General features: G+C 71.9%; 18 protein-coding genes and 2 tRNA genes. 10 read left to right on the forward strand and 10 right to left on the reverse strand.

The genetic code is table 11. From position 1 onward, the window contains the following. The first annotated feature begins 83 nt into the window (after positions 1 to 83). The 6 genes from ACF089_RS08635 (at position 84) to ACF089_RS08660 (ending at position 5,054) form a co-directional block, all read left to right on the forward strand. Positions 84 to 1,016: a hypothetical protein gene (locus ACF089_RS08635; RefSeq protein WP_392023718.1), complete on the forward strand. Its 933-nt coding sequence runs from the start codon at positions 84 to 86 to the stop codon at positions 1,014 to 1,016. 105 nt (positions 1,017 to 1,121) lie between these two features. After that, positions 1,122 to 1,901 carry an HAD-IIA family hydrolase gene (locus ACF089_RS08640; RefSeq protein ID WP_392023720.1) on the forward strand — a complete coding sequence of 260 codons (780 nt, stop codon included), beginning with the start codon at positions 1,122 to 1,124 and terminating at the stop codon, positions 1,899 to 1,901. Positions 1,902 to 2,078: 177 nt separating this feature from the next. Continuing rightward, positions 2,079 to 2,807, forward strand: coding sequence for a hypothetical protein (locus tag ACF089_RS08645; protein ID WP_392023722.1), 729 nt, complete (start codon positions 2,079 to 2,081; stop codon positions 2,805 to 2,807). Between the two features lies 1 nt (position 2,808). Further along, positions 2,809 to 3,474 (forward strand): class F sortase, encoded by a 666-nt coding sequence (locus ACF089_RS08650; protein ID WP_392023724.1) that lies wholly within the window; start codon positions 2,809 to 2,811, stop codon positions 3,472 to 3,474. A gap of 179 nt (positions 3,475 to 3,653) precedes the next feature. Next, positions 3,654 to 3,848 carry a hypothetical protein gene (locus ACF089_RS08655; protein WP_392023726.1) on the forward strand — a complete coding sequence of 65 codons (195 nt, stop codon included), beginning with the start codon at positions 3,654 to 3,656 and terminating at the stop codon, positions 3,846 to 3,848. Between the two features lie 204 nt (positions 3,849 to 4,052). After that, positions 4,053 to 5,054: a glycoside hydrolase family 6 protein gene (locus ACF089_RS08660; protein WP_392023728.1), complete on the forward strand. Its 1,002-nt coding sequence runs from the start codon at positions 4,053 to 4,055 to the stop codon at positions 5,052 to 5,054. 60 nt (positions 5,055 to 5,114) lie between these two features. Here the strand turns inward: ACF089_RS08660 and ACF089_RS08665 are convergent, their stop codons facing one another. From ACF089_RS08665 to ACF089_RS08675, 3 genes are all read right to left on the reverse strand, one after another. Next, on the reverse strand, positions 5,115 to 7,067 hold the full coding sequence (locus ACF089_RS08665) for a galactose oxidase-like domain-containing protein (protein ID WP_392023730.1): 1,953 nt from the start codon (positions 7,065 to 7,067) through the stop codon (positions 5,115 to 5,117). Beyond that, a complete protein-coding gene (locus ACF089_RS08670; RefSeq protein WP_392023732.1) occupies positions 7,064 to 8,995 on the reverse strand; it encodes a glycosyltransferase family 2 protein in 1,932 nt (643 codons plus the stop codon). The genes ACF089_RS08665 and ACF089_RS08670 overlap by 4 nt, the downstream gene beginning before the upstream one ends. A gap of 462 nt (positions 8,996 to 9,457) precedes the next feature. After that, positions 9,458 to 9,531: transfer RNA gene (locus ACF089_RS08675), tRNA-Lys, on the reverse strand. Positions 9,532 to 9,719: 188 nt separating this feature from the next. Between ACF089_RS08675 and ACF089_RS08680 the strand changes: the two genes are divergently transcribed. The 3 genes from ACF089_RS08680 (at position 9,720) to ACF089_RS08690 (ending at position 13,502) form a co-directional block, all read left to right on the forward strand. After that, entirely contained in the window at positions 9,720 to 11,438 is a 1,719-nt protein-coding gene (locus tag ACF089_RS08680; RefSeq protein ID WP_392023735.1) for a peptidoglycan-binding protein, read from the forward strand. After that, positions 11,435 to 12,592, forward strand: coding sequence for an SPFH domain-containing protein (locus ACF089_RS08685; protein WP_392023738.1), 1,158 nt, complete (start codon positions 11,435 to 11,437; stop codon positions 12,590 to 12,592). Before ACF089_RS08680 ends, ACF089_RS08685 begins: the two co-directional genes overlap by 4 nt. 349 nt (positions 12,593 to 12,941) lie before the next feature. Continuing rightward, a complete protein-coding gene (locus ACF089_RS08690) occupies positions 12,942 to 13,502 on the forward strand; it encodes a MerR family transcriptional regulator (protein WP_392023741.1) in 561 nt (186 codons plus the stop codon). A gap of 65 nt (positions 13,503 to 13,567) precedes the next feature. Here the strand turns inward: ACF089_RS08690 and ACF089_RS08695 are convergent, their stop codons facing one another. Then, positions 13,568 to 14,773, reverse strand: a complete 1,206-nt coding sequence (locus tag ACF089_RS08695; RefSeq protein ID WP_392023744.1) for an MFS transporter — start codon at positions 14,771 to 14,773, stop codon at positions 13,568 to 13,570. Positions 14,774 to 15,173: 400 nt separating this feature from the next. Between ACF089_RS08695 and ACF089_RS08700 the strand changes: the two genes are divergently transcribed. Continuing rightward, positions 15,174 to 15,761, forward strand: coding sequence for a lytic polysaccharide monooxygenase (locus ACF089_RS08700; RefSeq protein WP_392023746.1), 588 nt, complete (start codon positions 15,174 to 15,176; stop codon positions 15,759 to 15,761). A 583-nt stretch (positions 15,762 to 16,344) separates the two neighbouring features. On the opposite strand, the gene ACF089_RS08705 is transcribed toward ACF089_RS08700, so the two are convergent. The 6 genes from ACF089_RS08705 to ehuB all read right to left on the reverse strand — a co-directional run bounded on the left by ACF089_RS08705 (position 16,345) and on the right by ehuB (position 20,577). Beyond that, positions 16,345 to 16,418, reverse strand: a tRNA-Lys gene (locus ACF089_RS08705). A gap of 105 nt (positions 16,419 to 16,523) precedes the next feature. Next, positions 16,524 to 17,282: an IclR family transcriptional regulator gene (locus ACF089_RS08710; protein WP_392023750.1), complete on the reverse strand. Its 759-nt coding sequence runs from the start codon at positions 17,280 to 17,282 to the stop codon at positions 16,524 to 16,526. A gap of 155 nt (positions 17,283 to 17,437) precedes the next feature. Continuing rightward, on the reverse strand, positions 17,438 to 18,235 hold the full coding sequence (ehuA, locus tag ACF089_RS08715; RefSeq protein ID WP_392023752.1) for an ectoine/hydroxyectoine ABC transporter ATP-binding protein EhuA: 798 nt from the start codon (positions 18,233 to 18,235) through the stop codon (positions 17,438 to 17,440). After that, positions 18,225 to 18,875 carry an ectoine/hydroxyectoine ABC transporter permease subunit EhuD gene (gene ehuD / locus ACF089_RS08720; RefSeq protein WP_392023754.1) on the reverse strand — a complete coding sequence of 217 codons (651 nt, stop codon included), beginning with the start codon at positions 18,873 to 18,875 and terminating at the stop codon, positions 18,225 to 18,227. Before ehuD ends, ehuA begins: the two co-directional genes overlap by 11 nt. Further along, positions 18,875 to 19,657: an ectoine/hydroxyectoine ABC transporter permease subunit EhuC gene (gene ehuC / locus ACF089_RS08725; RefSeq protein ID WP_392023756.1), complete on the reverse strand. Its 783-nt coding sequence runs from the start codon at positions 19,655 to 19,657 to the stop codon at positions 18,875 to 18,877. Before ehuC ends, ehuD begins: the two co-directional genes overlap by 1 nt. Next, entirely contained in the window at positions 19,654 to 20,577 is a 924-nt protein-coding gene (gene ehuB, locus ACF089_RS08730; RefSeq protein ID WP_392023758.1) for an ectoine/hydroxyectoine ABC transporter substrate-binding protein EhuB, read from the reverse strand. Before ehuB ends, ehuC begins: the two co-directional genes overlap by 4 nt. Positions 20,578 to 20,636 lie beyond the last annotated feature (59 nt).

Genomic DNA, 20,636 nt, shown 5'->3' on the forward strand with positions numbered 1-20,636 from the left:
CGGCGGCGGCGGGCGGGGAAGGGGCCTCCGGAAGGGCTCTCACCCGGCCCCGCCAGCACGACGAGCAAAGGCACCCCACTCCCATGCGACTGCGCACTGCCCTCGCCGTCGGCGCCCTCGCAGCCGCCGTCGCCCTACCCGCGCCGGACGCCGCCGCCGTCGACCGTCCCCCGGACGCCATCGCCGTCGACCGTCCCCCGGGCGCCGCCGCCGTCGACCGTCCCCCGGACGCCATCGCCGTCGACCGTCCCCCGGACGCCGCCGCCGTCGACCGTCCCCCGGACGCCATCGCCGTCGACCGTCCCCCGGGCGCCGCCGCCGTCGACCGTCCCCCGGGCGTCGCCGCCGTTGACCGCCCTCCGGACGCCGCCGTCGCCGCCGACACCCGGCAACCGCGTTGCGGCACCCCCGCGGACAAGGACTTCCCCGTCGACACCCGGGTCCTCGGCGGCCCCTCCGTCCATCACCCCGGCGGCGGCTTCGAGCACTGGTCCGTCGAGATCTCCAACACCACCGGCAAGCCCTGCCGCAACATCCATCCGGTGATCGTCTTCACCGCCCGCGACCGAGGGCTGACCCCGGACCGGCTGATGCTGGAGTTCCACGACCCCGCCGCCGGCCGCTGGCTCCCCGCCGATCTGGAGCGGACCAGCGGGGAGGAGGTGGTCGCGGTCCTGGACGAGGACGGGCACGGCGGATTCACCGTGCCGGGGAAGGCCTCCGTCACCGTGCGGGTCCGGCTCGCGCTCACCGCCGACACCCCGCCCAACCAGGTCACGGTCAACGCCGCGATCGTGCAGCGGCGGGGCGACGACGGCGACTGGCTCGGCCAGTCCGGCGACTACCGGTTCGCCGTGCTGGACGACAACGGCTACGGCGCGAGCGTCACCCGCGACGAACTCGCCACCACCGGCTCCGGCTCCCTCATCCGGCTCGGCGCGGCCCTCGGTACGGTCCTGCTCGGCGGCGGCGCGTTCGCGCTGGTGGCCCGGCGGTTGCGCGCGCCCGGACGCTGATCGCGCGACCCCATTAGGCTGTCGGTGTCGGGGTGACACAGGGCCGTGCCTCCGGCGTTCGCATTCTTCGCATTTTGTACGCCGCGCACGGCAGGAGTCCCGTTGATGGCAGAGCGCAAGCCGATCGAATCCTGGCTCACCGACATGGACGGTGTCCTGATCCACGAAGGCGTGCCGATCCCGGGCGCCGACGCCTTCATCAGGAAGCTCCGGGACACCGGCAAGCCGTTCCTGGTGCTGACCAACAACTCCATCTACACCGCCCGGGACCTGCACGCCCGGCTGGCCCGGATGGGGCTCGACGTCCCCGTCGAGAACATCTGGACCTCGGCCCTCGCCACCGCCCAGTTCCTGGACGACCAGCGGCCGGGCGGTACGGCCTATGTCATCGGCGAGGCCGGTCTGACCACCGCGCTGCACGACATCGGTTACGTCCTCACCGACCACGACCCGGACTACGTGGTGCTCGGCGAGACCCGGACGTACAGCTTCGAGGCCCTCACCAAGGCGATCCGGCTGATCAACGGCGGAGCCCGGTTCATCTGCACCAATCCCGACGAGACCGGGCCTTCCACCGAGGGGCCGCTGCCCGCCACCGGGTCGGTCGCCGCGCTGATCACCAAGGCCACCGGCAAGGACCCGTACTTCGCGGGCAAGCCGAACCCGCTGATGATGCGCACCGGGCTCAACGCGATCGGCGCGCACTCCGAGACCAGCGCGATGATCGGCGACCGGATGGACACCGACGTCCTGGCCGGTCTGGAGGCGGGGATGGAGACCTTCCTCGTGCTGACCGGGGTCACGACCCCGCCCGACATCGACCGCTATCCGTTCCGTCCGTCCACCGTCGTGGACTCGATCGCCGATCTGGTCGAGCGCATCTGAGGCATCCGGGTCGATCAGCCGGGATCCGGCCCCGGTCCCGGCTCTGATCCCGTCCGCCGTTCACCCTCGCCTCCTGGCGTTCGCGCAGGTCAGGCGAGGGAGACAGGTGAACGGCGGAGCCTGCGGATGCGAAAACGCGCCACACGCGTGAATCTTTTCCGTACAGGGAGGTTCACGATGCGTTCAAGGTCGATTGCACTGCGTACCGCAGGAGTGGCCGCGGTGCTGGTCATGGCCCCCGCGGCCGCCGGGGCCCATGCACAGGACTCCGTCACCGTCACCGCGTACCCGGCCGAGGCCCGGGCCGGGGGTGAGGTCGAGATCCGGGTGCAGGGCTGCGAGGGCGCCGCCGGGGCCGCCGAGTCCAGGGCCTTCGTCTCGGACGCCCGGCTCGGCACGGGCTCCGGCCCGGGCGACCACGCGGGCTCGGACCAGGACTCCGACTCCGGCTCGCACCAGGACTCCGGCTCGCACCAAGACTCCGACTCCGGCTCGGGCTCCGGCGACCGGGAGAGCCGGGAGAGCCGTGACGGCGGCGACCGGGACTCCGGGCGCGCCGGTCACGGCTCCCGCACCCTCTCCGGCACCGCCTCCCTCAAGCACCGGCTGACCCCCGGCGCCTACGGCGTCACCGTCGTCTGCGGCGGACGCACCCACCACGCCGCCGGGAGCCTGCGCGTCACCGGACACCGCCCCGGCCCCGGCGAGCCCTCGCCCACCGCCCCCGTCCGGGCCGGCGGCGGCGGTACGGCCGCCCTCGCCGCCGGACAGCAGCCCGCCGAGGAGGAGGCCGAGGGAGCGGGACCCGGCACCCCGCACACCGTCGTCGGGCTGATCCTCGCCGGGGTCGCGGCCCTCGCCGTCGCCTTCCGCTCCTCGCGCCGCCGCCGTACGGGCCCCCGCTGAGATGTCCGCCGACGAACGCCCGCCGGGCTCCGGCCGGCTCTTCACCGGAGTCGCCTGGGCGGTGCTGCTGCTCGGACTCTGGCTCTGGGGCCGGGACATCACCGGCGGCCCCGGCACCAGCTCGGCCCCCACCACCGGCGACGTCGCCGCCGTCGGCCGCCCCCTCGGGGTGCCGCTGCCGCCCGCGCACCGCCCGCTGAAACCGGCCAGGCCGCACCGGGTGGAGATCCCGTCCATAGGCGTCGCCGCCTCCGTCGTACCGCGCGGACTCGACGCCGCCGGCGCGATCGACCCGCCGCCGTACGCGGAGCCCCGCACGGTCGGCTGGTACGGAGGCGGTACGCAGCCGGGCGCGCCCGGGGCCTCCCTGCTGGTCGGCCATGTGGACACCGAGACCAAGCCCGCCGTCTTCTACGGGCTGAGCGCCGCGCGCCCCGGCGAGAAGGTCAGGGTGACCAGGGCGGACGGTTCGGTGGCCGAGTTCACCATCGACGACGTCCAGGTCTTCGGCCGGGAGCGCTTCGACGCGCGGAAGGCGTACGGCCCGCGCCGGGACGGCCGGGCCGAGCTGCGGCTGATCACCTGCGGCGGCCGATTCGACCGGGCGACGGGCGGTTACACGGCCAATGTCGTCGTCTCCGCCTATCTCACCGGGGTCCGCCGCTGACGCCTGTCGCCCGGTTCCCGCCGGGTTCGCCGGCTCCTGCCCCGCCCCCCTCCCGCCCGGTTCGGGCCGGTTCCCGCTGGTTTCAAGCGCTCTCGCCCCGCCCCCGGCGCGGCGAGCGGCTCCCCGTACGGTGGCGGTGACGATCACTCACGACTCCACCCCCAGGGAGCCCCCGCACTGTGAAGGTCCTGCTCTGGCTGCTGCTCCTGGCGGCCCTCCTCTTCAACCTCGTCTCCGGACTCCTCTGGGACGGCTCGGTCCAGGCCCTGTTGAGCGTCGGCTCCGGTCTGATCTGTCTGACGGTGGCCGGATTTCTCTGGCGTATCCGTGTCCGCGAGCGCGGCGGCGCACCGCGTTCCGAGGCCGTGTCGTGAGATGAGACGGCCGTGCGGCCCGGTCCCGCGATCCGTGACGGCGTCTGGCCAGCCGGGTCGGGGCCGGTCGGCGGATCCGGCCGGGATCGGGGAGGGATGGGCCTCGTACCCCGCTGACCTGGTATGCCAGGATGGATCAACCGGTCTTGGCGGGGGCTCAGGGCTCCGAGGGGGCCGTGGACCAGCACGGCCGAGGGGGAGTGGATGTACCGAAGTCGCACCGGGCGCGCCATGGCGGGAGTCGTGGGGGCGGCGGCGCTGCTGCTCACCGGCTGTTCGTCGGGCGACGACGGGAACCAGCCATCGAAGGCGAGTCAGCAGCCCCGGGAGACCGATCCGTACTGGGTCAATCCGGAGGGCAACGCGGCCCGGCAGGCGGCCTCCTACCGGGAGGACGGCGACGACGAGAAGGCCGCGCTGATCGAGGAGATAGCCGCCCAGCCGGTCGCCGAGTGGATCGGCACGGAGAACGTCGAGGCCGAGACCCGGCGGATCACCGAGTCGGCCGCGAAGGCCGACCGGGACGCGCTGCTTGTCCTCTACAACATTCCGCACCGCGACTGCGGCCAGTTCTCCAGGGGCGGGGCCGCCGACGCCGCCGCGTACCGCGACTTCGTCGACCGGGCGGCCGAGGGCATCGGCGACCGGCGGGCCACCGTGATCCTGGAGCCGGACGCGGTGCTGCACCTGGTGGACAGCTGCACCCCGCGGGAGTTCCACGAGGAGCGCTATCAGCTGCTGCGGGGCGCGGTCGACCGGTTGAAGAAGCAGCCGAACGCCAAGGTCTACCTGGACGCGGGGAACGCCGGCTGGTCGAACCCGGACGTGCTCCAGGAGCCGCTGCGCCGGGCCGGGATCGACAAGGCGGACGGCTTCTCGGTGAATGTGTCCAACTTCTATCCGACCGCCGAGAGCGCGGAGTTCGGCCGGAAGCTCTCCGAGAAGGTCGGCGGCAAGCCGTTCGTCATCGACACCAGCCGTAACGGCAACGGTTCGTACACCGGCGGCGACCCCAAGGAGAACTGGTGCAATCCGCCCGGGCGGGCGCTCGGCGAGACGCCGACCGTCGAGACCGGGGATCCGCTGGTGGACGCCTATCTGTGGATCAAGCGGCCGGGCGAGTCGGACGGGGAGTGCAAGGGCGGGCCCAAGGCGGGCGACTGGTGGCCCGAGTACGCCCTCGGGCTGGCCCGCGGCACCGAGTAGGTCCGTGAAGGCCGGCCCGGGAACGCCCCGGACCGGCCCCGGCGGCTGCGAGTTCCCCGGTTACGGGACCTCGATCCACACCGCCTCGGACGGCGTACCCCGGTCGTCCGTCACAAAGAACATGTACCGCCCGGACGGCACCAGCGCGCGGTTCTCGGGCACGGTGATCTCGACGCCGTCCGCCGTCTTCGTCATCTCCAGCGCGATGGTGCGCTGGTCGACGTCGGTGACATGGGTGACGGCGCTGGGCTTCATCAGCTTCGCGGACGCCAGCGGCTTCTCGCTCGCGACCTTGAAGCTCCCCGACCCGCCCCGCTCGATGGTCCGCGGGCCGTCGCCGACCTCGGGCCGGGTGTCCCGGTAGAGGTAGGGCGGTGTGTAGATCTCGATCCGCTGCTCGAAGACGCCCGGCTTGGTGTTGGCCTTGTCCGCGTAGAGCGAGTCCGAGCCGAAGATCATCACCCGGCCGTCCGGCAGCAGCAGCGAGCCCGAGTGGTAGTTGCGGCCGACTCTGGGGTCGGCGACCCGGGTGTACTCGCCCGACTTCGGGTCGTACGTCCTGGCCTGGAGCACATTGGAGCCGCTGCGGCCCCGGTAGTCCTCGGAGCCGCCGGTGACCAGGACGGAGTCGTCGGGCAGCAGCGAGGCGCTCGGATAGCGGGTGCCCTTCTCCAGGCTCGCGCCGTCCTCGAAGCGGGGGCTGTCCTCCTTGAGGTCCACCAGCCGTGACTTCTCGCTGGAGTTCTCGGACTCGCCGACCCCGCCGCCGCCGATCACCATGAACCGCTGGTCCTGGGCGGGCGGCAGCATCACCGTCGCGGAGGTCTCCATCTGGTCGGCGTCGCTCAGCCCGGGGATCTTGTCGAAGCGATTGGTGTCCAGATCCCAGACGCCCGGGTCACGGCCGACGTCGGCGGGCCCGTATCCGGCGTTGGAGCCGGAGTAGAAGAGCTTGCCGTTGTCCATCAGGAAGATCGCCGGATAGGTGGGGAACTTCCGGATCTTGCCGGTGTACTCCCACTTCTTGGTCTTCGGGTCGTAGATCTCGTCCTTGCCGGGCACGATCGCGCCGATCTCGTCCAGACCGGAGAGCGAGAGCACCTTCCCGTCCTCCAGCGTGGTCAGCGTGGGGTACCAGCGGGCCTCGTTCATCGGGTCGACGGGTATGTACTTCTCGGCGACCGGGTCGAACTCGTAGGAGTCCTTGATGCCCTGGAAGTCCTTCTTGTCCAGGGCGAGCTTCTGGGCGATCGCGTACACGTTGCGGGTGTCGCCGCCCTGGAGGCCGTGCACCCGGTAGTTGTCCTCGGTGCCGGTCTCGTACTTCGTGCCGGTCTTCTCCGCCTCGACGTAGATCCGGCCGAGTCCGGCCTCGGTCCGCAGGAACCGCCCGGTCTTCTTGTCGAAGATCTTCTTCGCCTTCTCCACCAGGACGGGGTCCTGGGAGACGAAGGTCTTGCCGTTCTTCTTGCCGGTGAACTTGGTGCCGGCCGGGAGGGTCTTGGGCGCGTCGGGGTCCTCGTTGTGGACGATCATCAGACCGCCGGCCTTGGTGACATCGCCCTGGAGCTTCTCGTACCGCTTGGTGCCGCCCGCGACCAGCAGCTTTCCGTCGGGCAGCTGGGTGTGTCCGGCGCAGAACATGTCGGCGGGCGTGGGGATGTGCTTGAACTCGTCCGTCTTCGGGTCCCACAGCACCGACTCGAACTTCTTCGCGTCGAAGTTCTTCTGGTTGTTGCCGGAGCCGGCGATCAGCAGCACCTTGCCGGTGTGCAGCAGCGCCGCGTGAATGGCGTTGACGCGGAACTCGGCGGGGACGTCGAGGAAGTCCCACTTGCCGTTGGCGGCCTTGTACTCCGGCTGGTTGATCTTGTAGTCGTGGTACTTCGCCGTGCCGAAGCGCCAGAGCGCCGGCCCGTTCATCCCGGCCACCGCGACGACCACCGCCGTGCCTATCGCCATCCGGCGGGCGCGCCTCTTGCGGTGGTTGGTCCGGACGGGCTTCCTGCTCATTTCTTACGTCCCCCAAGGGCGATCTGCATGGTCTGTTCGGATTCGCCGGACGCGCCGGGCCGCTGCCGCGGCACGGACCGGGCGGCGGTCTTCCGGGGCGTGCCGCTCCCGCGCCTTCTGCGGCGCCTGCGCTTCTTCTTCTCCTCGTGGAGGGAGTGCCGCCAGACGAGGATCGGCGCGGCGGTGATCAGCATGGCCAGACAGGCCCAGGTGATCATCGCCGGATGGTCGTGACCGAACACGAAGGACGATCCGAGGGAGCCGCCGAAGACGAGGATGAAGAAGAGGTGGATGCGGAAGGTGCCGAACAGCGTGTCCGGGCTGGACGAGTCGCCCTTCGGGGTCACCACGAAGGAGCTTTTGCGGCGCAGTACGGCGTCCATCAGCGAGCGGGCGTAGATCGGGGCGGAGAGCGCCGACATCATCATGCCCGCGAGGCCGCCGGAGCCCTCGGGCTCGTGCGGGGAGACGTTGTGGCGGCGGTTCCAGATGTAGAGGCCGATCTGGAGCGCCGAGGCGTTGCCGTACAGCATCATCCAGATCAGCGGGTCGATCTGCACACCGGACGCGCCCATGCCCAGGAACAGCGCGCAGCTGAGCGCGGCGAGGATCCAGTTGAGGGCGGACATCGGGTAGAAGATGATCATCATGCTGTAGTTGAAGAGCTTGCCGGGCGGGAGGGAGCCGTAGCCCCTCCAGTACTGCTTGAGGATCGTCTCGTAGGTGCCCCGGGACCAGCGCAGCTGCTGGGTGAAGAAGTCGGTCCAGGCGGTCGGGCCCTCGCCGACGGCCAGGACGTCCGGGGTGTAGACCGAGCGCCAGCGGTTGCCGGAGGCGGGGTTCTCGGCCCGGTGCATCTCGAAGCCGGTGGCCATGTCCTCGGTGATCGAGTCGTACAGACCGCCGATCTGCTTGAGCGCCGTGATGCGCACCGCGTTGGAGGTGCCGACGAACATGGGCGCGCCGTAGCGGTTGCCCGCGCGCTGGATCAGGGCGTGGAAGAGGAACTGCTGGGACTCGGCGGCCTTGGTGACGAAGGAGTCGTAGTTGCCGTAGACCTGGGGGCCGATGACGAAGCCGACGTCCGGGTCGCGGAAGTAGCCGAGCATCCGCTCCAGATAGTTGGGCAGCGGGATGTGGTCGGTGTCGACGGAGGCGAAGTAGTCGTAGTCGTCGCCGTGCGCCTGGAGCCAGGCGTTGTAGTTGCCGTGCTTGGTCTTGGCGCGGTGCGGGCCCTTGGGCTGGTTCCACTTCGCGACGCCCTTGCGGGAGAAGTGGTGGACGCCGAGCCGGGCGCAGACCTCCTTGACCTCGGGGTCGTCGCCCTCGTCGAGCAGCCAGACGTGCATCGGGCCCCGGTGGCGGATCCGTACGGCCGCCTCCAGGGTCTTCGTCACCATCTCCAGGGGCTCCTTGCCCGGGACGAAGGAGGTGAGGAAGGCGACCCTGGTGCCGCCCTCGGGGACCACGGGGACCGGGTCGCGGGCCACCAGCGTGGCGTGCGCGTTGGAGAGCACGTTCATCGTGCGGAACAGCTCGATCAGACCGATCGAGACCAGCATGACGATGTCGAGGACGAGCAGGGTGTCGTTCTTGAGGTTGGGGTCGCGCTCGGTCCAGTGCGAGGGCTGCATCAGCCAGACGAAGAGTCCGAGGGAGACCAGGGGCGCGGCTCCGAGCAGCAGGGCCGCGCGTATCCGGTGCGGCTCCTGGGAGAGCAGGGAGCGGTACTGGACGGTGTACGGCTTCGCCGGGTCGGGCTGCGTGAGGGGGCCGGCCAGTCGGCTGTAGTGCTCGTAGTCGTACCTGGGCTGCGCCTTGCGGGGGCGCGGCTGCCGCGCTCCGGAGCGCAGCTCCGCGGGCACTCTGAGCTGAGTCGTCGGGGAAGGGTCGGTGGACCCCCCGGCGCCGTTCGGCGTCGACGTCATTGGTCATCCCCCCGCACGCGGCCGGGCCGCGTGTGATGTGGTGGTTGGCGCGTCAGACCGTGGGCCCCCTCGACCTCTTGGCCTGAACATGTAGGTAGCGAGCGACTGTCGGCACAGACGGCGAACAGTCACTCGCCGGTTGCATGATGCCTGGTGTCCCAGGGAGCCGCGCAGGGGACCCCCACCCCTCGCGCGCGACGGAATCATGCGCTCCATGCGCCCTCAACTGCGCTGGAACACCTGCTCGGTCGGGGCGACCGATCCAGGATAGAGTCTCCGACCCGCCGGATGAGCGCAAGGGTCAAAGAGCCTGGAAACGGTCATTTGTACGATTCACAAGAGCCTTGTGAAATTGCCGCAGGCAGGTGTGGGTGGCTGGAAATCGCCCGCAGGGGAGGTCGCGGCGCGCCGGGCGCACGACAGAAGCCCCCTCGCCGATGGCGAGAGGGCTTCCGTTGCGCGTGCGCCGCCAGGGACTCGAACCCCGGACCCGCTGATTAAGAGTCAGCTGCTCTAACCAACTGAGCTAGCGGCGCCTGCTGACCTGGAGAACTCTACCGGACCTCGGGAGGTGCTCCGGACCATTGCCCCGCCGTTCCGGCCTGTCGGATGGTCGGTTTTTCCCTGGAGTCCCGCACAATAGGGTGAATCTGGACAATCGGGGTGCATGGTGAGGGCTCCGAGAGCAGTGCGCCGATGACCTCAGGAGTGCGGAGGGACGACGATGACCGTGCCGGTGTTCGAGGAGTACGAGCCGGCCGCCGACTGCGGCTGCCCGGGGTGCGCCCGATGGCGGCGGGAGACGGCCGCCGGGGGCCGCCCGGCGGCCCACGCCTGCCGCCGGGCGCTGGTGCTCTTCACCGCCGCGGGGGTGGTGCTCGGCGCGGGCGCGGGACCCGCCCGCGCGCTGGAGCGGCCCGGACCGCCCGCCCGGACCGTCGCCGACGCCGGACCCGAGCACGAACAGGGCGCCAGCGGCCCCCTGCACGGCCGCCCGCTCCCCGGCCCGTCCGCCGAACCGGCCCCCGCCCCCGCGCGCCAGACCACCCGGGCCGAGATCATCGCCCGCGCCAGGGGCTGGCTCGCCGCCAAGGTGCCGTACAGCATGCAGGCGTACTGGACCGACGGATACCGCCAGGACTGCTCGGGATTCGTCTCCATGGCGTGGGACCTCGCCCGCAACGAGTGGACGGGGAGCCTCGCCCAGTACGGCGTCCGCGTCGAGCGCTCGGAGCTGCGCCCCGGCGACATCCTGCTCTTCCACAATCCGGCCGACCCGACGTACGACTCGCACGTCACGATCTTCGGCGGCTGGAACGACGACGCGCGCACCACCTATCTCGCCTATGAGCAGGCCAAGCCGCACACCCGCAGACAGTCCACGCCCATGGCGTACTGGAACAACTCCGACCGCTATGTCGCCTACCGGTACGCCGGGCTGACCGACCCCGTGACCGTCGCCTCCGGGTCGGAGGCCGCCGACGCCTATCCGGGCGAGTCCGCCTTCGGCCCCGGCGCGAACAACGCGCATGTCACCCGGCTCGGCGAGCTGCTCGTCGCACGCGGTGGACAGCGGTTCTACGAGGACGGCCCGGGCCCGGTCTGGGGCGAGGCCGACCGCCGGGCGACCGAGGCGTTCCAGCTGGCCCAGGGCTGGAGCGGGTCCGACGCCGACGGCGAGCCCGGCCCCGAGACCTGGCGACTGCTGGTGACGGGGCAGGGGCGGGACATTCCCCCGGAGGGGGCGAGCCTCCCGGAACCGGCGGGTACGGCCGTCCCGGCGGGCGGGGCGAGCGCTCCCGCTTCCGCCGGTACGGCCGTACCCGCGGGAACGGCGGGTACGGGATCTCCGGCCGTCCCCCTCGTCCCGGCGGGTGCGGCGGATCCGGCCGGGTCCGCCGGGACGGCCGTACCGGCGGGGACGGACTCCCCCGAGGGCGCGGCGAGTACATCCGTACCCGCCGGTCCGGCGGGCGCGGGGCGGCCCGCGGCGGGCAGCGCCTCCGCCACCGCCGGAGGGCCGGGCTCCCCCGTGGCGGACGCGGCGGCTCCGCCGTACCCGGGGCGCGGGCACTTCCGCCCCGGCGGGTCCGGCGAGCCGGTCGCCCAGCTCGGCCGCCGGCTGGTGGAGCGCGGATTCGGACGGCACTACACCGCGGGCCCGGGGCCCGTCTGGGGCGAGGCGGACCGGCGGAACGTGGCGGAGTTCCAGCGCGCCCAGGGCTGGCGCGGGGCCGAGGCCGACGGCTATCCGGGCCCCGAGACCTGGCGGCGGCTCTTCGCCGACGGCCCCGCCGGCCCCGCCCGCGCGGCGGCCCCGGCCGCCCCGACGGCCGCCGGAGCCTCCGGCGGCCCCGCCGGACGAACCCTTCCACCGCCCCCGGACGCCGTGACGGCGCGGCCCGGCACCGAGATCCCCCAGCGGAGGCGAGAGCAGCCATGAACACCACGACGTCGGGCCCGGAGGGCGGTGACGCTCCGGCCGAGGCGCCGAGGCGCACCCCGGTCATCGCCCAGGAGGCGACCACCGAGATCCCCGTACACCTCCTCTTCCGCGACACCGACGCCCCGCCGGTGGCGCTCCGGCCCGCCGTGGTCGGCCGCCGCCAGGGCACCGGGGAGCAGCCGAGGGTCGGCCGGCGGCCCGTGCGCGCCCCGGCCCCCGCCGCCCCCCGGCGGCCCTCCCCGCCGCTCGATCCGGGGCTGGCGGAGCGGCCCGGCGCGGTGCTGCCCGGCTGGACGGGGCTGGCCGCCGGGGCGTGCGCGCTCGCCGGGACGGCCACGGTGCTCTGGGGCGCGGGAGCCCTCCCGGCGACGGCGGCCCGGCTGCTCGGGCTGACCGCCCACCCCTTCCACGGCATCGGTCCTGCCCTGGGGGGCCTGCTCGCCCTGGGGGTGCTGCTGGCGCTCTTCGCGCTCGGCGGCATCGGGCGGGGTCAGGCCGGCCATGTCTGGGTGCTCACCCAGTTCGGCGAGTACCGGGGCAGCGTGCGGCGCACCGGAATGCTGTGGATGAGCCCGCTGCTGCTGCGCCGCCGGGTCGATGTGCGGCTGCGGCACTGGCGCAGCGATCCGATGCCCGCGGTGGACGCGGACGGCACCGCGCTGCGGGTGGTGGTCCTGGTGGTGTGGCGGGTGCGGGACACGGCCCGGGCGGTGCTCGGCGTGGAGGATCACGAGGAGTACTTGAGCGAGCAGGTGGAGTCGGCGATGGCGCGGGTGCTCTCACAGCTCCCGGCGGACGCCTTCCACGAGGACGCGCCGACGCTGCGCGACGCGGAGGCGGTGGGGGACGCGCTGACCCGGATGCTCTCCGCCGAGTGCGCGCCGGTGGGCGTGGAGATCTTCTCGGCGCAGCCGGTGGGGATCGAGTACGCGCCGGAGGTGGCGGCGGCGATGCAGCGCCGCCGGATCGCGGCGATCGACGCGCGGCACCGGGACAGCGTGCTGACGTCGGTGGTGGACGCGGTGGACGACACGGTGACCCGGCTGACCGAGCGGGGGCTGGTCGAGCTGGACGACTACGAGCGCAAGGCCCTGGTCAAGGATCTGACGGTGGCGTTCTACGCGAGCCGTTCGGGCGGCCGGGAGGAGTGAGCGGCGGTACGGGCCGCCCTCCGCGACGGACGCGGAGGGCGGTCTTCCCGTGGGGGAGCCGGTCGTCGGCGGCGGTCCGGGGGCGCCGACGCTCGGGACCGTGACGCCGTCCTTCCGCACGCCGCATGATGAAACATCGGGAGTTGTACGGGCCTGTCCGGACACATGGTCCGACGGGGCGAGGAGAAAGGTAACGGCGGCTTCGAGGCGGGCACAAGAGGTCTACACCAATAGACCGGCGGCGGCCGGGAACCGGGGGAACGGCGTCCGTGCGCGGAATCCGCCGGGGCGTCCGGGCCTTGAAGAGGGTGTCGGCCCGCTGGGGAGCCCTCGGACATCGGAGACGGGAATGCGCATCGGAGAGTTCGCCGCACGGGTCGGCACGAGCCCGCGCTCACTGCGCCACTACGAGGAGCGGGGGCTGCTGTCGCCCGCCCGCGACGCCCGGGGATACCGGGAGTACGACGAGGCCGCGCTGGTCCGCGCGCGCAATGTACGGCAACTCCTCGACGCCGGGCTGACCGTGGAGGATGTGCTCCAGTACGGCGCGGCCGGCTGTCTGGACCGGCCGCTGGACGCCGGCGCGCGCTGTGCCGGCGAACTCGACACGGCCCGGCGGCGGCTGGAGTCGCTGGACGAGCGGATCGAACGGCTCCGCGCGCTGCGCGAGCGGGTGGCCCGGCACGGCGAGCACCTGACGGCGTCCCTGCCCCCGGCTTCGGACCGGGACCATCGGGACCACCGGGACCACCAGGACCACCAGGACCACCGGGACCACCGGGACCACCAGGACCACCGGGACCACCGGGATCCGAACCTGTACCGGGATCCCGACCCGGACCCGGACCCGGACCTGGCCCGTGACCGGGACCTGTACCGGGCCCCGGGCCCGGCCCCGGCGGCCGAGTAGCCCCCGTGCGGGGCCCGGCACCGAGGCCGCCCGGCCTCCGGGCCCGGCCGTCCCGCCTCCGCGGGTCAGCCGCCCGAGGGGAAGCGCCGTACCGAGGCGATCATCACGATGAGCGCCGCCAGACCGACCGCGGTCGCCGCGACCGTGACCCCGGTCCCTCCGTACCGGGCCGTCGCGGCCCCGCCCAGGGAGCCGGCCAGGGCGATCCCCGCGTACAGCCCGCTGGTGTTGAGGGCGACGGCCTCGGCGCCCGCGTCGCCGGCCAGCCGCAGGGCGCGGGCGTTCATGGGCGGATTGAAGCCCCAGGCGGCGAAGCCCCATCCGGCCAGGACCAGGGCCACCAGCCACACGGGCGCGCCGCCCCGGCCGGTGAGGGCGATCAGGGCCAGCGCGCCGGTGGCCGCGAACAGGCCCGCGAAGGCGGCGATCAGGGTCCGGTCCGCGCCCCAGCGGTCGGTGAGCCGGCCGCCCGCGACTGCGCCCGCCGCCCCGGACACCCCCACCACCGCGATGAACAGCGCCAGCACCGCCCCGCCCCGGCCGGTCAGCTCCTCGGTGACGGGGGCGATGTAGGTGTACGTCATGAGCCCGCTCGCCGCGCCGATCACGGTGCCCGCCACACAGACCAGGACCGCCGGGCGGCCGAGCGCCCGCAGCTGGGCGCGGACCCCGAGTTCCGGCGCGCCCGGCAGCGGGGGCAGCGCCCGGGCGCAGGCGGCGGCCACCGCCAGGGCGAGCAGGGCCACGGCCGTGAAGGCGGAGCGCCAGCCGAAGGCCGCGCCCAGCAGGGTGCCGGCGGGGACGCCGGCGAAGAGCGACACGGTCAGTCCGGCGGCCACCGCGCCCATCGCGCATCCGACCCGCTCGGGCGCGGCGACCCGGCCCGCCATCGCGAACACCGCCGGGGTGATCGCCGCCGCCACCAGCGCGGTCACCACCCGCAGCGCGGTCAGCGACGGGTAGCCGGGAGCGAGCGCCGTGGCCAGGTTGGCCAGGGCGAACACCGAGAGCCCGCCCACGATCAGGGTCTTGCGGGGCAGCCGGGCGGTGGCCACCGCGAGCGGCGGGGCGGCCAGCGCGTAGGTGAGCGAGAAGACGGTCACCAGCTGGCCGGCGGCGGCCTCGCTCACCCCCAGATCGGCGGAGACGGCGGGCAGCACCCCGGCGACGACGAAGTCGTCGGTGCCGATCACGAAGGTGGCCAGCATCAGACAGACCAGCCATGCCCGGCCCTGTGGACGGGACGACGACGAGAGCGTTGTGGAGAGCATGCCGGGACGGTAGGGGCCTGACACCGGCGTGAAGGTCAAGTCCGCGCCCTCGGAGGGGCGTTACGGCCAGGGCGGACTTCGGCTGGTTCCCGGCGTACGGAAGCTTGCCTTCCGGGTAAGTGGAGGGAGCGCCGGGGCCCTGCGGAGGGCGGTCGGAGCGGGCTGGGGCAAAGGGTGCGCCGGTATGCAGGATTGGCCGCGTGGTTAAGGGGAAGCGAAGGCCGGGTCAAGGGAAGGTTGGCTATTGGTCTGGACATGGTGAACTTCCGTCAATACATTGTTCCTTGGTCTAGACCTGAAGGGGCGCGAGAAGGAGCGCTCCCACATCCGTACCGCATCACCCCCACGCACGCGTGCAAGCACGGCTCACTGAACTCCCCCACGTTCCCTGGAGCGAAGCATGCGCAAGAAGACAACCGCCGCCGCTGTCGGCCTTCTCGTGACGGGCGCGACTGTGCTCGCCACCGGCAGTGCCAACAGCCATGGCTACACCGAGTCCCCGATCAGCCGTCAGAAGCTCTGTGCCAATGGCACGGTGTCCAACTGCGGCAGTATCCAGTGGGAGCCGCAGAGCGTCGAGGGCCTGAAGGGCTTCCCGGCCGCCGGCCCCGCCGACGGGCAGATCTGCGCGGGTGGCAATGGAGGCTTCGCGCCGCTCGACAACCCGCGCGGCGGCAACTGGCCGGCCACCCAGGTCAGCTCGGGTTCGAGCCACACGTTCAGCTGGCGCTTCACGGCCCGGCACGCCACCTCGGACTTCAAGTACTACATCACCAAGGCCGGCTGGAACCCCAGCGAGCCGCTGACCCGTGCGGCTCTCGAGTCGCAGCCCTTCCTGACGGTGCCCTACGGCGGCAAGCAGCCTCCGCAGACGCTCTCGCACGCCGGCAACCTGCCGTCGCGCTCGGGCAAGCACGTCATCCTGGCGGTGTGGACCGTCGCTGACACGCCCAACGCGTTCTACGCGTGCTCCGACGTGAAGTTCTGACGAGCGGACGGCTGACACACGGCGTCACGGAGCCGCGGACACACCCACCGCGGATCCGCTGACGACGGCCCATGGGGTGATCGCCGGATGGGGCTGAGGGACCGGAGCCGGGTCCTCAGCCCCACTCGGGCGGCCCGATGGGCGGCCGTACGGGCCTGTGCGCCCCGTGGACCTGGTGCCACGGGGGCACGGCAGCACACCGGAGCGCCGGTCACCGGTGCTCCACGGCGTTCTTCCGTTCGGCGGGGCGGCCTCCACCGGGGCCGCACCGCCGGACGGCGGTTCTTCCCGCGGGATCCTTCTCCCGGGGCGGACCGGACGGTCGGAGCGGTGATCCGCTCGGATCGGAGCGGTGATCCGCTCGCAGGGCCGGCGCGCGGCGGCGGTTCGGTCCCTGCGGGCGTTTCCGCATGTCCGGCCCCAGGCATGGAAGGCCGGACGCGCCAGGACGCCGGTCGGCCGGGAAGCCCCGCGAGGCCCGGAGACGCCCCGGCCCGAAGGTCCGGGATGCCCAGGAGCCCCGGAAGCCCCGGAAAACACCTCGGGCGTCCCGGTGGAACCGGAACGCCCGAAGTGATCAATGTGCGCCGCCAGGGACTCGAACCCCGGACCCGCTGATTAAGAGTCAGCTGCTCTAACCAACTGAGCTAGCGGCGCTTGACGACATAAATAGTACCCGGTCTCCGGGGATGCTGGTGACCACAGCCGTCACACCCGCCCCACCAGGGCCTTCGCGGGCCGCCGGGCCCGGGGCGAGCGGCTTCAGAGCACCAGCGACAGCACCACCGGAGCGGCCTTCCGGTTCAGCTTCTCCGCCGCGGCCCGGAGCCGGTGGGCGTGCTCGATCGGCAGCGAGAGCGCCAGGCACCCCACCGCCGCCCCGGCCGTCAGCGGGACCGCCGCGCAGACCGTGCCCACCGCGTACTCCTGAAGATCGAGCATGGGAACGGTGGGCGGCTGGCTGTCCAGCTTGGAGAAGAGCAGCTTCTCGCTGGTGATCGTCCGCGAGGTGAACCGGGTGATCTTGTGCCGGGCCAGATGATCGCGGCGGCCGTTCCGGTCGAGCTGGGTCAGCAGACACTTCCCGAGCGCGCTGGCGTGCGCCGCGTAACGGAAGTCCACGTACTCGTAGACCTTGGGCGTGCGCGGGCCGTCCGCGTACTGCGTGATCCGGACCTCGCCGTCGACATACCGGCTGAGGTAGACCGCCGCGCCCACCGAATCGCGGATCTCGGCCAGGGTGTCCTGGAGCTTGGTCTCCAGCGCCTGCTCCCGGCTCGCGCCGGAGCCCAGCAGCACCAGCGAGTCGCCGATCACATACGCGCCGCCGGCCACCCGCTCCACATAGCCCTCGCGGAGCAGCATCTCCAGCAGCGGCGCCAGATGCGCGGCGGGCAGCCCGCACTCGCGGCCGATCTGCGTGTCGGGAACGCCGCCGGAGTGCCGGGAGACCGTCTCCAGAACGCGCAGGACGTACCGCACCGAGTGGAACGGCGCGGTCGGCTCCGGCTTCAGCGCCACGGTCTCCCCCTAGCAGGTCGTCGCCGACGGCATCCGTACCACGATAGCGGCCGGAAGCCTTCGAAGGGGGAGCTGTTGGCGAGAATACGGGCTGGTCCGCGCTCGATCCGGCGGCCCGCCCGCCGGGCATATGCCCGGGACATCGCCCGGCGGGCTCAGAGCACCGCGCTCAGGAACTCCCGGGTCCGGTCCTGCTCCGGATCGCTGAACATCTTCTCCGGGTGGCCGAATTCGATGACCTTCCCCTGGTCGAACATCATCACGCAGTCGGAGACGTCCCGGGCGAAGTTCATCTCGTGCGTCACACAGAGCATGGTGATGTCGGTGGTGTGCGCGATGTCCCGCAGCAGATCGAGAACGCCCACCACCAGCTCCGGGTCGAGCGCCGAGGTGACCTCGTCCAGCAGCAGCACCTTGGGGCGCATCGCCAGCGCCCGGGCGATCGCCACCCGCTGCTGCTGCCCGCCGGAGAGCTTGCTCGGATACGAGTCGCGGCGGTCCTTGAGCCCCACCATGTCCAGCAGCTCCAGGGCCCGTTCGTCCGCCTCGTCCCGGGACATCCCCAGCACATGGACCGGGGCCTCGGTGATGTTCCGCAGCACGCTCATGTTCGGGAAGAGATTGAACTGCTGGAAGACCATCCCGATGTTCTTGCGCACCTCCCGGACGTGTTTCTCGCCGGCCGGCACGAGCTTTCCGTTTCTCTCCTCGTGGCACAGCAGGCGGCCGTCGACGGTGATGGTGCCCTCGTCCGGTTTCAGCAGGGTCATCAACAGCCGCAGAATCGTGGTCTTTCCCGATCCCGAGGGCCCGATCAGCGTCACATGCTTCCGGGGATAGACCGTGAAGTCGAGGGAGTCCAGCACGGTGTTCTCGCCGAATCGCTTGGTCACTCCGTCGAAACGGATCAGCTCGTCGGGGGTGGCGGGGACGGTTTCGATGTCAGCGGACAAGGCGACGCTCCAGTGCTCGCATGAGAAGGGATGCCGGATAGGAGATGAGAATGAAGGCGATGCCGACGACAGTGAACGCCTCGACCGTCAGGAAGGTCTCGGACGAGAACTGCCGTGCCTCACCGAGCATTTCCATCACCCCGATGACGAAGAGCATCGGAGTGTCCTTCAGCATCGCGATGACGTAGTTCCCGAGCGCCGGGGTCACCCGGCGGATCGCCTGGGGCAGGATCACCGCGCCCCAGGTCCGGGCGCGCGGCAGGCTCAGCGCGGTCGCCGCCTCCCACTGGCCCTGCGGAACGCCGTCGATCCCCGCGCGATACACCTCGGCGGTGTACGTCGAGTAGTGCAGACCGAGCCCCAGCACACCGGTCACCATCGCCGAGAGGGTGACGCCCCACTCGGGCAGCACGTAGTAGAGGAAGAAGAGCTGCACCAGCAGCGGGGTGTTGCGGACGAACTCGGTGATCACCGCCACCGGCCAGCGCACCACGGCGGGGCCCGACCGCTGCGCGATCGCCCACACCAGACCGAGGGCGAACGCCAGCAGCGCGCCCAGCACCAGGGCCTGCGCCGTGACCAGCAGGCCGTCCCAGAAGCGCGGCATGAACGCGTCCACCGCGGACCAGTCCCAGGCCATCAGCGCTCACCGCCCGCGGGAGCCGGCGTCCTGGCCCCGGAGGCCCCGGAGGCCGTGCCGGCTCCGGAAGCCCCGCCGGCCCCGGCCGGCTTGCGGCGCAGGGAGAACGAGGGACCGGGCGGCGGCTGTTTCCCCACCCCGGCCTTCGCCTGCCGCTCCAGCGCCCGCATCCCGCGCGTCAGCACGAAGGCGAGCACGAAGTACATCACCAGGATCACCGTGTACACGGGGGCGCTCTGGCCGGTGGCGTTGCGCACCAGCGAGGCGCCGAAGGCTATGTCGGAGACGCCCATCACGGAGACCAGCGCCGTGCCCTTCAACAGCTCGACCAGCAGATTGTTGAAGGGCGGGATCATCTCCGGCCAGGCCTGCGGGAGGATGACCTTCCGCAGCTGCTGGGCGGGGGTGAAGCTCAGGGCGATGCCCGCCTCGCGCTGCCCGGCCGCCACCGCGGCGACCGCGCCCCGCACCACCTCGGAGCCGTACGCCCCGTAGGTCAGGCCCAGCGACAGCACGGCGGCCCACATCGGCACCAGCTGCCAGCCGAAGCCCAGCGGCAGCACGAAGAAGATCCAGAACATCAGGATCAGCGCCGAGGTGCCCCGGAAGATCTCGAAGTAGGCCCCGGCGGCGAAGCGCACGATCCAGAGCCGGTGGTCGCGGGCGAGACCGGTGACGAAGGCGACGACCACACCGAGGGCCGCGCTGTAGACGGTCAGCTGGACGGTCGTCCAGACGCCCTTCAGGAGGAGTTCCCACAGACCCGGACTGATTTCGCTCATGCGCGGCACTTCTCCTCGGCGGTGATGGTGGTCATCTGGTCCTCCGTGAAGCCGAAGGGCCGCATGATGTCCAGCAGTTCACCGCTCTTCTTCAGCTTGTGCAGCTCACGATTGAAGGCGTCGCGCAGCGTGGTCTCCGGGCTGCGGAACGCGAAGCCGCCGACGTCGACGACCGGCTTTCCGTCGAGATACGGGGTGACCTCGTCGGTCACCTCCGCCCGGGTGCTGTCGGTCTCCCGCACCACATTGCGCGCGGTCACGGCGGTGCCGACGAACACATCGATCCGGCCCTGTTCCACCGCGAGCAGACCCGCCAGCTGATCGGGCAGGGTCGTGATCTTCCCGACCCCGGCCTCCTTCGCGTAGTCGATCTCGGCATAGCCGACGCCGGTCGCCATTCTCGCGCCCGACTTCGCGACGTCCCGGTAGCTGCGCAGCCCCTTGGGATTTCCCTTCGGCACGATGAAGGCGCTGAGCATCTGATATTCGGGGTCGGCGAATATCACCTGCTCGCAGCGGACCGGGTTGATGTACATCCCGGCCGCCACCACATCGAACTGGAGCGAGTTGAGACCGGTGATCAGCGAGCCGAACTCGGTCGGGAAGGGCTGGACGTCCGGCACGCCCAGCTCCCGGAAGATCCGCCGGGCGATCGCCGGTGCGGAGCCGGTCATCTTCCCGTCCTTGCCGATGTAGCTGTAGGGCTGTTCACCCGCCAGCCCCAGCCGTACGGTCCCCGAGGCCCGCAGCTGCTCCAGCAGCCGGCCGCCGTCCCCGGCGTCCGCCGTCGCCACCCTGCTGCAAGCGCTGGTCGCGCCGACGGCGCCGATCGCGCCCAGGGCCGCGGCCGCCGACAGCAGCGAGCGCCGCCGCAGGGCCGGTCCGGTGGTCTGTCCTGTTCTCTCCCGTGGTCGAGCCATGCTCGCGCGGCTACCCCGATGCCCCGGGGATATGCGGGCGGATTCCGGCCCCCGGCCTC

The organism is Streptomyces sp. NPDC014894 (assembly GCF_043080985.1).
Classification (GTDB): domain Bacteria; phylum Actinomycetota; class Actinomycetes; order Streptomycetales; family Streptomycetaceae; genus Streptomyces.

Bases quoted from the DNA above. Each gene is read 5' to 3' on its own strand.
- ACF089_RS08635 (WP_392023718.1), top strand. From the start codon at position 84: ATGCGACTGCGCACTGCCCTCGCCGTCGGCGCCCTCGCAGCCGCCGTC.
- ACF089_RS08640 (WP_392023720.1), top strand. From the start codon at position 1,122: ATGGCAGAGCGCAAGCCGATCGAATCCTGGCTCACCGACATGGACGGT.
- ACF089_RS08645 (WP_392023722.1), top strand. From the start codon at position 2,079: ATGCGTTCAAGGTCGATTGCACTGCGTACCGCAGGAGTGGCCGCGGTG.
- ACF089_RS08650 (WP_392023724.1), top strand. From the start codon at position 2,809: ATGTCCGCCGACGAACGCCCGCCGGGCTCCGGCCGGCTCTTCACCGGA.
- ACF089_RS08660 (WP_392023728.1), top strand. From the start codon at position 4,053: ATGTACCGAAGTCGCACCGGGCGCGCCATGGCGGGAGTCGTGGGGGCG.
- ACF089_RS08665 (WP_392023730.1), bottom strand. From the start codon at position 7,067: ATGAGCAGGAAGCCCGTCCGGACCAACCACCGCAAGAGGCGCGCCCGC.
- ACF089_RS08670 (WP_392023732.1), bottom strand. From the start codon at position 8,995: ATGACGTCGACGCCGAACGGCGCCGGGGGGTCCACCGACCCTTCCCCG.
- ACF089_RS08680 (WP_392023735.1), top strand. From the start codon at position 9,720: ATGACCGTGCCGGTGTTCGAGGAGTACGAGCCGGCCGCCGACTGCGGC.
- ACF089_RS08685 (WP_392023738.1), top strand. From the start codon at position 11,435: ATGAACACCACGACGTCGGGCCCGGAGGGCGGTGACGCTCCGGCCGAG.
- ACF089_RS08690 (WP_392023741.1), top strand. From the start codon at position 12,942: ATGCGCATCGGAGAGTTCGCCGCACGGGTCGGCACGAGCCCGCGCTCA.
- ACF089_RS08695 (WP_392023744.1), bottom strand. From the start codon at position 14,773: ATGCTCTCCACAACGCTCTCGTCGTCGTCCCGTCCACAGGGCCGGGCA.
- ACF089_RS08700 (WP_392023746.1), top strand. From the start codon at position 15,174: ATGCGCAAGAAGACAACCGCCGCCGCTGTCGGCCTTCTCGTGACGGGC.
- ehuD (WP_392023754.1), bottom strand. From the start codon at position 18,875: ATGGCCTGGGACTGGTCCGCGGTGGACGCGTTCATGCCGCGCTTCTGG.
- ehuC (WP_392023756.1), bottom strand. From the start codon at position 19,657: ATGAGCGAAATCAGTCCGGGTCTGTGGGAACTCCTCCTGAAGGGCGTC.
- ehuB (WP_392023758.1), bottom strand. From the start codon at position 20,577: ATGGCTCGACCACGGGAGAGAACAGGACAGACCACCGGACCGGCCCTG.